Consider the following 15,611-nt stretch of genomic DNA (forward strand, 5'->3'; position numbering starts at 1 on the left):
CAATGAAACACGAACCCATGGAAGTCCGCATGCAACGCAGCAGCACGGTGTCCCGGCGCAATCCGGATTCTTCTTCGTCCTTCTTCTTCCCGCAGGCCCGGCTCACGCCGCTGGTCCATGCGATCGCGCTGATGCTGGCCGCCGGCGCCACCGCGCAGAGCGCGCAGGCGCAACAGGCCTTCAGCAGCGCGTGGATGGCGCAGAAGAACATGGCGCAGGGCACCGCCCTGGCCACCGGCCGGCTGCCCAACGGCATGCCCGCGTCGATGCTCACCAGCCCGCAGGCGCAGCAGCAGCGCGCGAACGAGCAACTGCAGCGCTCCATCGGCAACCTGAACATCGCGGCGCGCGGCATCGCGGCGCAGCAGGCCGCGCAGGAGGCGGCTCGGCGCGCGGCGCTGGAGGGCGGCCAGGGCGTGCCCGACGGCTTGGCCGAAGGCGGACTCAAGGTCGACACCGCTAGCCTCACCGCGGGCTGGGCTAACGCCAACGCGCCGGTGCAGACGCAGGCCGGCGGCCGCACGCAGGTGACGGTCACGCAGACCGATGCGCAGGCCATCCTCAACTGGGAGACCTTCAACGTCGGCAAGAACACCACGCTGAAGTTCGAGCAGCAGCCGAGCTGGGCGGTGCTCAACCGGGTGAACGACCCGGCCGCCAAGCCCTCGCAGATCCGGGGCCAGATCCAGGCCGACGGCACGGTGATGGTGGTCAACCGCAACGGCATCGTGTTCAGCGGCAGCAGCCAGGTCGACACGCGCAACCTGGTGGCCTCGGCCGTGGGCATGACCGACGCGCAGTTCAAGCGCGGCATCTACAGCCAGGCGCTGGGCTCGGGCTTCGTGCCCACGCTGGCCAACGACCTGAACGTGACCGCCTCGGCCTCGTCGAACGGCAAGGCCACCGGCGACGTGGTGGTGGAGGCCGGCGCGCGCATCGCCACGCGCGCGCCGCAGTCGGTGACCGAGGGCGGCGGCTATGTGCTGCTGGCCGGGCGCGAGACGCACAACCGGGGCACCATCGTCACGCCGGGCGGGCAGACCACGCTGGCCGCCGGCGACAGCTTCGTCATCCGCAAGGGCCTGGGCACCGACAGCAACCAGCAGTCGAGCACGCGCGGCAACGAGGTCACGCCGGCGCGCGTGGCCGACAGCACGGCCGGGCGCGTGTCCAACGCGGGCCTGATCCAGGCGCTCACCGGCGACATCACGCTGACCGGCCACACGGTCGAGCAGTCGGGCGTGCTGCTGTCGAGCACCAGCGTCAACACCCGCGGCACCCTGCACCTGAACGCGGGCGGCAGCGCCGACGCGCGCGTCACGCTGGCCCCGGGCAGCGTCAACGCCGTGCTGCTGGACAGCAGCAGCGCCACCGCGCTCGACGTGCAGCGCGACGCGCTCATCAAGGACTCGGCCCTTGTTTCGGACGGCGCCTACAACCGGCGCGACCAATCGCTGGTGCAGATCGCGTCCAGCGGCAACGTCGAGTTCCAGGCGGACTCGATGACGCTGGCCACCGGCGGGCAGGTCAACGTGAACGCGGTGCGCCGCATCCAGGTGGCGGACCGTGCATCCATCGACGTGGCGGGCGCGGTCGGCGTGAGCGTGGCCATGGCCTCGAACAACATCGAGATCAATGTCCAGGGCAACGAGCAGCGCGACGCGCCGGGCAACCGCGACAGCAAGAACCTGAACAACGCCAACCTCTGGATCGACCGCCGCTACCTGGTGCGCGTACCTGCCGGCACCAACGGCTATGCCACCGACCGCTGGTACACCGGCGGCGGCCTTCTGGAAGTGGGCGGCTACCTGAGCACCGGCGGCCACGGCATCGGCGAATGGGCCGCGTCGGGCGGCACGGTGGCCTTCGGCGGCGGCGAGGTGGTGACGCAGGCGGGCTCGGCCATCAACGTGTCGGGCGGCACCATCGACGTGCAGACCGGCATGCTCAAGCAAAGCTGGCTGGTCGGCAAGGACGGGCGGCTCTACAACCTGGCGACGGCCCCGGGCGACATGCTCTACAGCGGCGTGTACCGCGGCTTCGAGAACCCGCACGAGCGCTGGGGCAAGAACACCACCGAGTATTTCTACAACCCGCTGATCGGCGCGCGCGAGCGCCTGGAAAACGGCTACACCATGGGCCGCGACGCCGGCCGGGTGATCGTGGGCACCAAGTCGGCCGTACTCGAAGGCGACATCGAGGCCACCGTGTTCCAGGGCGACCGCCAGCGCAACGCGCCCGACGCGGCGCTCGACGGCTACCGGCAATCGCAGACGGCGGCGCCGCGCGCGGGCCGCCTGGTCATCGGCCAGCTCCAGCCGGTGTTCAACCCCGACACCGGCCTGCTGCGCGACAACCCGGGCGCGCAGCTCGAACGCATCGACATCGGCGCGGTGCAGCGCATCGCGCAAGACCTGAGGCTCGAAGACGCGATGCCCGAAGACCGCCAGGGCAGGCTGCGGATCGACGCCGGCTGGCTCAACGGCCTGCACCTGGGCGGCTTCACCGCCTATGCGAAGGGCGGCATCACGGTCGACGCCGACGTGGCGGTCGGCAACGGCGGACGCATCGCGCTGCACGCGACGCAGGTGGACGTCAACGCCAACCTCAGCGCGCGCGGCGGCAGCATCGTGCTGGGCGACATGGTCGGCCGGCTGCTGCCCGGCAGCAACACCAGCTGGGCAGAACAACCGATCGCCGCCACGCCGCCCGAGGGCTACACACGGCGCGTGGACGTAGCCGCCGGCGTGGTGCTCGACACGCGCGGCCTGTGGACCAACCTGCGCAACAACCCCGGCGACATCGGCGGCCTGCCGTACATGAACGGCGGCAGCGTGACCATCGGCAGCTCCGGCGACGTGCGCCTGCACGGCGGCACGCTGATCGACACCTCGTCGGGCGCGGCCCTGATGGCCGACGGCACCCTGCAGGGCGGGCGCGGCGGCGACATCACGCTGCGCTCGAACCAGAGCGACGTGACGGGCCTGGGCGCGGGCGCCTTGCTGCTCGAAGGCGAGCTGCGCGGCCACGGCGTCAAGGGCGGCGGCACGCTGACCATCGACACGGGCATTGGCGTGGCCCTGGGCGGCGGGCTGCTGGCTAACCCGGGGCTCTTGCAGGCCGGCGAATCGGTGCCGGTGCACCTGACGCTGGCCGAAGCCTTCACCATTCCCGCCGGCACGGTGCTGCCGCAGGACTTCAGCTACGTCACCAACGTCGTCGCGCCGGGCGAGGCGATGAAGATCATGCCGGTGTTCAGCGCCACGCGGCCCTACACGCTGCCGGCCGCGTGGGTAGTGCCCGCGCCGTCGGTACCGTGGGAGTACGTGTTCGTCTACAGCAAGGCCGGCAGCGTGTACATGAACGGCTCCACGGTGCCGGCGGGCACGGAGCTGGTCAACATCACCGGCACGATGGCGCCGGGCTACGTGGTGCCCGCGGCGGCGTTCCCCAAGGGCATGCCCGTGGCCGACTACACGGCCACGGTGGCCGCGGGCACGCCGTTCGCGCACGACGTGCTGCTGGCCGAGGGCTCGCTGCTGCTGGCCGGCAACCGCCTCCCCGCCAGCGTGGCGGTCAAGCCGCTGCTGGTGCTGGACAACAGCGTGTTCCAGAGCGGCTTCTCGCGCTATTCGGTGAGCGCGCAGCAGGGCGTGCAGGTGGCCAACGGCGCGAACATCGACGTCACGATGCCGCTGCTGCGCGCGGACATGGCCGCGGCGCGCGCCACGTCCACCGGCGCCGATCCGTCGGCCGTGCTGCAGCGCTGGCTGCCGCCGCTGTGGCAGGAGGCACCGCTCAAGGGCGTGCTCACGCAGCGCGCCGGCGCCGACCTCGCGCTCGGCGCAGGCTCGGTTTACCGGCAGGCGCCGGTGGTGGTGGGCGAGGGCGCGACGCTCTCGGTCGACCCCGGCCGCTCGCTCACGCTCACCGGTAATGCGCAGATCACCGTCGACGGCACGCTCAACGCCTGGAGCGGTCGCATCGGCCTGCTGCCGGGCAGCTTCGGCACCGGCAACGACGCCGACCGCGCGAACGGCACGCCCGACGCCACCTCGATCTGGATCGGCAGCAAGGCGGTGCTCGACGTGGCGGGCCGCGCCGACACCGCCATCGATTCGCAGGGCCGCGTGTACGGCCATGTGGGCGACGGCGGCAGCATCGAGATCGGCGCGGCCTACAGCGCCAATGCGGGCATGGTGAACCCGGCCGACGCCTTCGTGGTCGTGCGCCCGGGCGCGCGGCTCGAAGCCTCCGGCGCCGCCGCGCGGCTCGACCTGCCCGGACGCGGCACGGTTGAAGTGGCCGGCGACGGCGGCGTGATCTCGCTGGCTTCCTATCGCGGCCTTTTTCTCGACGGCAGCATGCGCGCGGCGGCGGGCGGCGCGGGCGCGGCCGGCGGCACGCTCGCGCTCGCGCTGGAAACCCCCAATTACGGCGTGGTCGACAAGCTCAGCCTGAAGGGCATCAACGTCGACGACGCGGTGCGCGTGCCGCGCGAACTGGTGCTGGCGCAGGTGCAGGGCGACAGCGGCCTTTCGGCGGACCTGAAGGTCGGCAACCGCGAAGACGCACTGGCCTACGGCCGCGCGCGCATCGGCGTGGACCGCATCGCGCAGGGCGGCTTCGACAATCTTTCGCTGCTGGCCAACGGCCTGGTGAGCTTCGACGGCAATGTCGACCTGCGCATGGGCCAGAGCCTGGGTCTCACGGCCAGCGCATTCGGCTTGGCGTTGAACGCAGCGCCGGCGGCGCAGGTCAGGCTCGCGGCGCCCTACATCCGGGTGGCGGGCACCACCCGGCTGCAGGACGACAACTACATCATGCCGAACCCGGTGCGGGGCTCGAAGAACGGCGGCAGCGGCGGCGGCACGCTCGGCCTGCCGCTCGTGGACGACGGCGCGCACTTGCAACTCGATGCGCAGCTGATCGACATCGCGGGGCTGGTGAACACCGGCACGCGCGGCTCCATCGTGCAGAACGCGGGCGATCCGCTGAAGGTGGAGCGCCTGGCTTTCGGGCAGATCACGATGCGTTCGGGCGGCGACCTGCGCCTGTCGCAGGCGATGCAGTTCTACACACCCGGCAGCCTGACGCTCGCCGCCTCGCAGATCTACCCCGCGATGAACGACAGCGGTGCCTTCACGGTGGGCGAGCGGGGTGTCGTCGACCAGTACGGCACCTTGAATCGCGAGTTCGATCCGGCGCGCAGCCTGAACATCGAGCGCATCGATCCCTCGGCGCCGCTGCCGGCGCAGCCCTATTCGGCATTCGGCAAGCTGAGCTTCGCCTCGGCCGTGGTGAACCAGGGCGGCGTGGTGCGCGCGCCGCTGGGCGAAATCACGCTGGGCGCGAGCGGGGCACAGTGGCCCACGGGCGAAGTCAACCTGCTGCCCGGCAGCGTCACCTCGGTCAGCGCCAAGGGCCTCGCGATGCCGTACGGCGGCACGCTCGACGGCCTGAGCTACCTGCAGGACGGCAAGGACGTGGTGTTCAAGGGCGTGGGCAACGACCCCGTGATCACGTTGGCGGCGCACGCGGTGAACGTGCGCGAAGGCGCGGTGCTCGATCTCTCGGGCGGCGGCGAACTCACGGGTACCGCCTTCCTGGGCGGGCGCGGCGGCTCGACCGACGCGCGGCTGAATCCGCTGGTGCAGACCATCGCGCGCGGCACCTTCACGCTGCCCGGGCTGGCCACCAACCCGGTGTACGCCATCGTGCCCGGCACGCAGGCGGGCTATGCGCCGCTGGTCAACGAGCACGGCGCCGGCGACCCGGCGCTGGGCCGCCAGATCACCATCGGCGCGGGCGTGCCCGGGTTGCCGCCAGGCACCTACACGCTGCTGCCCTCGACCTTCGCGCTGCTGCCCGGCGCCTTCCGCGTCGAGCTCAACGGCCTGGCGCCCGGCCTGCCGCCTTCGAACACTACGATCGCGATGCGCAACGGCTCCTATGCCGCCGACGCGCAGCTCGGCGTGGTCAACACCGGCATCCGCAATGCGCTGCCGACGCAGGTGTTCCTGACACCGGCCGACGTGCTGCGCAGCTACTCGCAGTACAACGAGACCAGCTATGCCGACTTCGCCATCGCGCAGGCAGAGCGCAACGGCGTGCCCCGGCCGCTGCTGGAGCGCGACGCGAAGATGCTGCGCTTCGACCTGGCGCTGCCCACGCGCGGCGGCGCGCTGCACCCCGCCGGCAGCACGCCGGCGCTGAGCTTTGCCGGACTGGCCGACTTCTCCGCCGCGGCGGGCAGCTACGGCGGCAGCGCGCTGGTGGACGGCCGCTTCAGTGGCAGCATCGAAGTGCTGGGCGACGGCGCCTCGCCCACGCCGGGCTTCAAGGGCGTGTCGGTGGCCGCCAGCGCGCTCAATGCCATCGCCGCGCCTCGGCTGGGCATCGGCGGCCTGCCGAGCGTCACCTACGTGGACTACACCGGCAGTTCGCAGCGCGCCAACATCGCGGGCTTCAACTACGCGGCCGGCAGCATCGTGCTGCGCGAGGGCGCGGTGCTCAAGGCCGGCGAGGTGTACCTCGTCACCAACGTGAAGACCGGCAGCATCGTGGTGGAGCAGGGCGCCGGCATCAACACGCTGGGCCGCGGCAAGGCGGCCTGGGACTCGCGGGACGGCTTCGTCTTCGCGCCTGGCATCTTCAGCGTGGTGGCCGTGTCCAACGGCTGGCTCGACCTGCTGGCGCCGGCCTTCAGCGGCGCCAGCGACAACGGCCCGGGCCGCATCGACATCGGCGCATGCAACAGCGCCCCGTTGTGCCGCGGCGTCACGCAGCTCTATTCCGAAGGCACCATCGCGGCCTCCACCGACCAGAGCTTCGAGCTGCGCGACACGGCCCGCTACGGCACGCGCAACCTGGTGCTGTCGGTGGGCGGCATCAACGCCGGCAGCGAAGCCGCGCTGGCCGATGCCGCCGCTCGCCAGGTCCTGCCGCCGGGGCTCACGCTGAACCAGGGCATCCTCGACCGGCTGCTGCGCGGCGACACCTCGGCCGGCGCGCCGGCACTCGAGAACCTGGTGCTCACGGCGCGCGACGCGATCAATTTCTACGACTCGGTCGAACTCTCGACCATCGACCCCGCCACCGGCCGCTCCTCGCTCGAGCGGCTGGTGCTCACGGCGCCCGCGTTCTACGGCGCGGGCAATGCCGATGCACTGGCGCGCATCCACACCGGCACCCTGGTGTGGAACGGCTCGATCACACCGCCGGGCCTGACCGCCGCGGGCGGCGCGGGCACCGGCAGCGGCCGGCTCCAGATCGACGCCGACCGAATCGAATTCGGCTACGGCCCGGGCAGCCGGCCCGACACCATCCACAGCATGGACCGGCTGATCCTGGGCTTCGGCGAGGTGGCGTTCAACGCCAGCGAACGCATCACGGCCAACCACACGGGCTCGCTCGCGGTTTATCAGTCGCGCGGCGCATGGGACGACGCGATCAAGGGCTACGCCTACAGCGGCGGCAACCTGCGCCTGCAGACGCCGCTGCTCACCGGGCAGGCCGGCTCGGTCAACAAGATCAAGGCGGGCGGCGACATCGTTGTCGCGGCCCCCGCCGGCGGCGCCGCGCCCGCGCTTTCCGGCAAGGCCCTGGCCGACGCGCTGGGCGCCGAAATCGGCCTCGATGCCGCCGGCAACCTCACGCTCGACAGCCGCATCGCACTGCCCAGTGGCAAGCTCACCGCCTCGGCGCAGCGCGACCTGCAACTCGCCGACGGCGCGCAGCTCGACCTGGCGGGCCGGAAGATCGATTTCTTCGACGTGGCCAAGTACAGCTGGGGCGGCGACGTGATGCTCGAAAGCCGCGCCGGCAACGTGCGCCAGTCGGCCGGCTCGCGCATCGACCTGTCGGCCGACCACAACCGCGGCGGCAAGCTCACGGTGCTGGCGCTGGCCGAGGGCGCCGGAAACATCGAGCTGCGCGGCGCCATCGAGGGCGGCGCCAGCGGCCAGTACGACGCGGGCGGCACGCTGGTGCCGTACGCGGCCGGCGGCGCGGACATCCGCGGCCAGCGCATCGACGACTTCGCGGGCCTGAACCGCCGCCTGAGCGAAGGCGGCGTGTTCGGCAGCCGCAGCTTCCAGCTCAAGCAGGGCGACCTGACGGTGGGCGACGAACTCAAGGCGCGCGAAATCAACCTGTCGGTGGACGGCGGCCGGCTGGCGGTCAACGGCACGGTCGACGCCAGCGGCGACCAGGCCGGCAGCATCCGCCTGGCGGCGCGCGACGGCGTCACCATCGGCGGTGCCGCCGTGCTCGACGCGCACAGCCGCGTGTTGCGCGTGGACAGCTACGGCCAGCCGATCGAGGCGCCGAACCGCGCAAGCATCGAGATCGACAGCGGCAGCGGACGCCTGGTGCTGCAGGACGGCGCACGGATGGACGTGCGCGCCGGCACCAACGGCAACGCGCAGTCGCTGGGCACGATCGAGCTCAGCGCCAGGCGTATCGGCGGCGAGCGCGGCAACGACATCGCCATCGACGCAGGCGGCAAGCTGCAGATCGACGGCGCGCGCGCCATCACGGTGAATGGCTTCTGGTCGTACAACGACGCGGCTTCCGGCACCGACCCGTCGGCCGACGGGCGCCCCTACCAGGTGGTGAACCAGGCGTACCTCGACAGCAAGCATGCGGACAGCGTGGCCTTCATGGGCAACGTGCTGGCCAACGGCAACCTGATGAACAACCGCCTCGCCGGCCTGCGCGCCTATAGCGATGCCTTCCACCTGCGCCCTGGCGTGGCCATCGTCAGCGCCACGCCGGATGGCGACCTGCATGTCGACGGCGACATCGACCTGTCGGGCTACCGCTATGCGAGCGTCAACCCCCGCACGCAGCGCACCGGCGTCTACGGCTCGGGCGAGGCGGGCGCGCTGGTGCTGCGCGCCGGCGGCAACCTGCAGGTATACGGCAGCATCACGGACGGCTTCGACACCTCGGTGCTGCCCGCGACGCCCAGCGACCAGGGCTGGGTGCTGGTCAAGGGCCACGTGCCCTGGGGCGGCGACGTGGTCATTCCGCGCGGCAACCTGGTCGAGCTGGCCGAGGGCACCTTCTTCCAGTCCGGCCGCACGCTCAACTACGACCTGCCGATGAAGGCCATGACGCTGAAGGCCGGCACGGTGCTGGCCGCTCCCGCCGAGCTTTCGCGCAACCTGGTGCTGTCCGTGGGCACCGTGCTCGGCGGCGCGGTGCGCGATGCGGCCGGCAATGTGCTGTACGCAGCGGGCACGGTGCTGTCGCAGTCCGTCACGCTGCAGGCGGGCATGAAGCTCGACGCCGGCAACCGGCTGCCCGGCGATGCCGGCGTCAAGGCCATGACCTGGCCGGCCGGCGTGCCGCTGCCGTTCCCCTCGGGCACCGTCAGCGACAACTTCGACGGCCTTGGCCGGGTCAACGGCGTGGTGCTCGCGGGCTCGCTCAAGCTGGCCAAGGGCGCGATCATTCCCGCCGAAACCCTGGTGGTGCTGCCCGGCGATGCGACCTCGGTGAACCTGCGCCCGGCCGACGCCGACGGCAACCAGGGCCGCAACCTTGCGCTCGCGCCGATGCTGGCGCCGGGCTCGCAGTCGTGGTCGATGCGCCTGGTGGCAGGCGCCGACACGCAGGCCGCCGACACCCGCGCGCTGCGCCCGCGCGATGCCCACGGCCAGCTGATCCTGGCCGACACCCACTACGGCATGGGCTCGGCGCTGGTGTTCACGGCGCCCACGCCCGGTACGGAGGGCGTCTACTACTGGATTGGCAATTCGCGGGACGTGATCGGCTACGCGCCGGGCGTCGCAGTCGATCTCGACGAATGGGGCGGCGAGGAGGCGGTGCAGGACATCAACAACTGGGGCTACGGCAACCTCGTGACCTGGGCGCCGCTGGGCTCGCGGCCGAAGGCCGAGGCAATGCCGGCCACGCAGCAGCTCTTCAGCGTGCTGCGCACCGGCACCGGCGACCTCGACCTGCTGGCCGGCGGCAACTTCACGATGAACTCGCTGTACGGCGTGTACACCGCGGGCACGCAGTCGGCGGGCGTGGGCGCGGCCTACAACTCGCCTCGCTCAAGGATCGACGGCACGGTGCTGGGCGCCGATGGCGTGGACTACGAGCCTTTCGTCGACGGCGGCGCTCGAAGCCTGTACCGCGCCTGGTATCCGGAGCATGGCGGCAACGTGCTGCTGCGCGCACAGGGCGACGTGCGCGGCGACCTGATCGGTGCCCCGCTCTCGTCCCGCAGGGATGCGATCGGCAGCCTGCATTCGAGCGGCGCGAGCGTCGACGTGGGCAACTGGCTGTGGCGCCAGGGCACGGGCAGCGCGGTGGCCGGCAGCGAAGGCCTGCCCGCGGCATGGTGGATCAACTTCGGCAGCTATGTGCCCGGCTCCACGACTTCCGGGGATCTGTTCGCCAGCACGCCGTCGCTGCTGGGCTTCATCGGCATCGGCACGCTCGGCGGCGGCAACCTCGTGCTGGAGGCCGGCGGCAATGCCGGCATGCTGACGCAGCGTTCCGACCGCGGAATCAACTATGCGCCCCGCAGCACCGGCCTCAACCTGGTGGTGGCCAGCACCGGCCGCGTGTCGGCCGACGGGCGGCAGCTCGCGCTCACCGGCGGCGGCGACCTCGATGTGCGCATCGGCGGCGGGCTCAACCCGGTGGCCGAGCTGCGGTCCGTTCCGGACACGAACTCCGACACGCCGCAGACGAACTACATCGGCAACCGGTCCGACCTGAACAGCAACTTCGTCAACCTGCGCGGCGCGCTGCGCATCGAGGCCGGCTCGGTCGGGGGCATCGAGCTGCGCTTCGACAAGGCCGACCCCGAGGAATCGCGCGCCTATCAGGTCTACACCGCCACCTCGTCGGTCGCGGGCGGCGGCCCGGTGCTGGTGCCGGGCGATTCGGGTGTGCGCATCGACACGCGCGGCGATCTGGTGCTCGGCGGCGTGGGTGATCCGGGCCGGGTGAGCCTGCGCAGCGGCGGCACGCCGTTCGCCGCCAACGGCACGCAGTTCGAGGGCGAGGGCTACAGCTGGTTCTCGCTGTGGACACCGGGCAGCGCCATCGACCTGTTCAGCGCCGGCGGCAACCTCACGCCGCACAACAGCACGACCGAATCGCTCTCCCGCGGCAACAGCCAGGCGACCGACGGCCGCTTCGTGATGCCGTCGGTGCTGCGCGCGGTGGCGGCCGGCGGCAGCATCTATTACGGCAATTCCGCCACGGGCGTCATCGACGGCAGCAACAAGCCGGTGCAGTCGCCCATCGGGCTCATGCTGGCGCCGTCGCCCGTGGGTCCGCTGTTCGCGAAGGCCGGCACGGGGCAGCTCGAACTGCTGGCGTCGGACTCGATCTACGCCGGCGGATACAGCGTGACCCAGTCGGGCGCCGACCCCACGGCCCTGCCGAACCCGCTCAACCCGGGCTTCAGCGGCACCGTGGAACAGGTCTGGTACGGCGCACGCAGGCTCAGCAACGTCAACCCCGATGCATTGGCACCCAGCGTGTTCCTGGACTTGAGCGATGCGGACGAAGGCTATCAGCGCTACCCGCTCTTCAGCCTCACGCCGCCGACCGCATCGGGGTACGCGGCGCAGGGGCAGCCGCCGGCGCGCTTCTATGCGAGCGAGGGCGACGTGATCGGCGTGCGCACGGGCGCCATCATCACCCGCGGGCGGGGCGGCATCGGCAACCTGCCCACCTGGTATGAGGGCGGCGGGCCGGTGGCGCTCCGCGCGGGGCGCGACATCGTCAACTCGGGCAACGGCCTCGGCAAGTCCGAGCTGATGCCGCAGGAAGGATTGGGCTGGACCACCGAGCCCTACAACGGCGACCCCAGTGCGCCACCGAAGCCCATCGCGCTCACGCAGGGCAGCGCGCGCGGCAACCTGATCGTGCACAACAACCCCGACGATGTGTCCGTGGTCCAGGCCGGGCGCGACGTGCGCTACAGCACCTTCTACGTGGCCGGTCCCGGCCTGCTCGAAGTGACGGCGGGGCGCGACGTGTACATGGCCGACAGGGCGGAGCTCAAGAGCATCGGCCCGGTCGCCAATATCACGCCGGGCGACCGCAGCAGCGGCGCGGGCATCGCGGTGGCGGCCGGCGTGGGCCGCAACGGCCCCGACTTCGCGGCCTTCGCCGCGCGCTACCTCGACGCGGCCAACCTCGCGGCGAGCGGCCAGGCGCTGGCCGAGCAGCCCGGCAAGGCCGTGACGACCTACGGCGACCGGCTCACGCTGTCGGGCTGGCTCGGCGAACAGTTCGGCTACGGCGGCGACGAGGCCGGCGCACCGGCCTACCTGGCGGGCAAGCAGGCCGAGATCGACAGCGCGCACAAGCAGTCCGCCGGCGCGCCCAGCCGCGACCTGCGGCGCGAGTACGCCCTGGGCAGCCAGCTGCACCTGGTCAACTGGCTCGAAGAGCGTTTCGGCGACGGCAAGCGCAACGGCCTGGGCCTGCGCTTCGACGCGGCGTCGATGGATGCGCGCGCCTTCTTCGCGGCGCTGCCGGCGGAGCAGCAACGCGCCTTCCTGCGCCCGGTGTACTACGCCGAACTCAAGGCCGCGGGCCGCGAGTACAACGCCGTGGGCGGCCCGCGCGAAGGCAGCTACCTGCGCGGGCGCGAGGCCATCGCCACGCTGTTCCCGACGAAGGACGCGCAGGGCAACGCCATCGACTACCAGGGCGACCTGACCATGTTCAGCAGCGCGCTGTACTACGACGACATCAAGGGCACGAACATCGTCACCGTCACGACGCGTCCGCGCGCGGGCGTGAAGTACATGACGCAGCAAGAGTGGATCGCCGCCGGCCGCGAGAACTACAAGACCGCGCACTACGAAGTGCAGGACGCGGGCCTGCACACCGACTTCGGCGGCGACATCCGGCTCATGGTGCCGGGCGGGCGCACGCTGGTGGGCGTGGACGGCGGCTTCGTGCCGGGCGAGGGTTCGGGCGTGCTGACGCAGGGCGCGGGCGAGATCGAGATCTTCTCGAACGGCAGCATCCTGCTCGGCCAGAGCCGCATCTTCACCACTTTCGGCGGCAACGTGCTGGCGTGGTCGGCGCAGGGCGACATCAACGCGGGGCGCGGTTCCAAGTCGACCGTGGTCTACACGCCGCAACGCCGTGCCTACGACGGCATCGGCCTGGTGAGCCTGTCGCCCAACACGCCGAACACCGGCGCCGGCATCGCCACGCTGAACCCGATTCCGGAGATTCCGCCGGGCGACGTGGACCTGATCGCGCCGCTGGGCACCATCGACGCGGGCGAGGCAGGCATCCGCGTGTCGGGCAACGTGAACCTCGCGGCATTGCACGTGGTGAACGCCGAGAACATCCAGGTGCAGGGCAAGTCGGTCGGCATTCCGGTGATTGCTGCGGTGAACGTGGGCGCGCTCACCAACGCGAGCGCCGCCGCGTCGCAGGCGGCCGGCGCCGCGCAGGAGGTGCTGCAGCGCGAGCGCGCCGCGCAGCGCCAGGCACTGCCGTCGGTGTTCACCGTGCGCGTGCTCGGCTTCGGCAACGAAGCACCCGAGGGCGGCGCGAGCAACGGCGGCGGCGGTGCGCGCGAACGCGGCGTCACCGGCGCGGCCTACGACCCGAAGGGCGTGGTGCAGGTGCTCGGCGCGGGCGCGCTCACCACCGCGCAGATGCAGTCGCTCACGCCGGGCGAGCAGCGTGCGCTGAAGCAGTGAACACGCGCCGCACGCGGCGCTGATTTTCATCGCCGTGTCACAAAGAAAGGGCCTCCCGCGTGGAGGCCCTTCTTCTTATGCGCAAGAAAACCCGTCGGCCGGACCTTGTGTCTTTTTCTTGATGAAGTTTTTGTGACAAATGGCAGTCGGCGTTAACGCCGTGCGTCTAGATAAGCGTACGCAGCAGCGACATGGCGTCTCTCCGACATGCCCTGCTGCCAAGCGAGCTTCATCTTTGAGAACGAGCTGTAAATGCATGACATGAAGAAGAACGGCCCACCGATGTGCTGGAGAGCGGTGTGGCTGGCAGTGGTGGCGATGAGCGCCCAGGGCGCGGTGTTCGCCCAGGCCCCCGCGCCTTCCGCATCCACACCCGCCGCGGCACCTGCCGCCGTGGCACCCGAGTCGACCCGCAAGGTCGACATTGCCGAATACATCGTGCGCGGCAACACCGTGCTCGACGCCCGCGCCATCGAGAAGGCGGTCACGCCCTTTCTCGGACCCGACCGCACGCTGAAGGACGTGGAGGGCGCGCGCGACGCGCTGCTCGCGGCCTACCAGGCGGCGGGCTACCAGTCGGTCTACGTGGACCTGCCCGAGCAGCAGGTCACGCAGGGCATCGTGTTCCTGCAGGTCAACGAGACCCGCGTGGGCCGCGTGCGCGTGGTGGGCGCCGAGTACAACTCGCCGCTCGACGTGCGCGACCAGGTGCCCGCGCTGAAGGAGGGCGGCGTGCCCAACTTCAACACCGCGCAGGCCGAGCTCTCCGCGCTCAACCGCAGCCCCAAGCGGCAGGTGATGCCGCTGGTGCGCCAGGGCAGCATGCCGGGCACGATGGACGTCGACCTGAAGGTGGACGACAGCAACCCCTGGCGCGCCAGCGTCGGCCTGAACAACGACTACAGCGCCGACACGCGCAAGCTGCGCGCCACCGCATCGCTGGGCCACGACAACCTCTGGCAGCTGGGCCACAGCGCATCGATCAGCTTCTTCGGCGCGCCGCAGGACCTGAGCCAGACCAAGGTGATTTCGGCGAGCTACAACGCGCCCCTGGCCGGCACCAACTGGAGCCTGGAAGGCAACGCCTACGTCTCCGACAGCGACGTGGCCACCACCGGCGGCACCAACGTGCTGGGCAAGGGCCATTCGATCGGGCTGAAGGCGACCTACACCGTGCCCAACACCGGCAACTGGTGGCACGCCTTCAGCGTGGGCGTCGACTTCAAGAACAACGAGGAAGCGCTGCGCCTGAAGGGCAGCGGCGACACCGTGCCGCTGAAGTACGCGCCCATCACGCTGTCTTACTCGGGCTTCCGCCAGAGCGACAAGAGCCAGTACGGCGTGGGCGTGTCGCTGGTGGTGGGCACGAGCAGCTCGTTCGGCTACAGCAGCGACTGGGCCGCCTTCGACTACAAGCGCTACAAGGCCTCGCCCAGCTTCATGGTGCTGAAGACCGACCTCAACGGCACCTACACCTTCGATGGCGGCCAGCAGCTGGCGGCACGCTTCAACGCGCAGATGACCGACGCGCCGCTGGTGTCGAGCGAGCAGATCGCCGGCGGCGGCATGAACTCGGTGCGCGGCTACCTCTCGGCCGAAGTCACCGGCGACTACGGCGTGGTCGGTTCGCTCGAGCTGCGCAGCCAGCCGATCACCCTGCTGGGCCCGCTGGTCGAGAACTGGCGCGTGTATGCCTTCGCCGACGCGGCGCGCCTGCGCCTGAAGAGCCCGCTGCCCGAGCAGAACGACAAGTTCCTGCTCGCGTCGGTGGGCCTGGGCACCACCTTCAAGGTGGGGCAGTACTTCTCGGGCCGCGTCGACTTCGGCTACCCGCTGAAGGACGGGCCCCGCACCAAGCGCCACGACTCGCGCGTGAATTTCAGCCTGACCGCGAACTACTGACGA

Annotated in this window: 2 protein-coding genes; both read left to right on the forward strand. The window is 71.0% G+C overall.

The window, feature by feature from the left end; translation table 11 throughout:
• Nucleotides 1-29 precede the first annotated feature (29 nt).
• Nucleotides 30-13,706, forward strand: a complete 13,677-nt coding sequence (locus tag L3V85_RS14770; protein ID WP_237679877.1) for a filamentous haemagglutinin family protein — start codon at nt 30-32, stop codon at nt 13,704-13,706.
• Nucleotides 13,707-13,958: 252 nt separating this feature from the next.
• Entirely contained in the window at nt 13,959-15,608 is a 1,650-nt protein-coding gene (locus tag L3V85_RS14775) for a ShlB/FhaC/HecB family hemolysin secretion/activation protein (RefSeq protein ID WP_237679878.1), read from the forward strand.
• The last annotated feature ends 3 nt before the right edge of the window (nt 15,609-15,611 follow it).

Origin of the sequence: Variovorax paradoxus (assembly GCF_022009635.1) — a bacterium.
Taxonomy (GTDB): Bacteria; Pseudomonadota; Gammaproteobacteria; order Burkholderiales; family Burkholderiaceae_C; genus Variovorax.

What these genes read in the sequence shown, in the direction of transcription:
- L3V85_RS14770 (WP_237679877.1), top strand. Translation starts at nt 30, where the DNA reads ATGCAACGCAGCAGCACGGTGTCCCGGCGCAATCCGGATTCTTCTTCG.
- L3V85_RS14775 (WP_237679878.1), top strand. Translation starts at nt 13,959, where the DNA reads ATGCATGACATGAAGAAGAACGGCCCACCGATGTGCTGGAGAGCGGTG.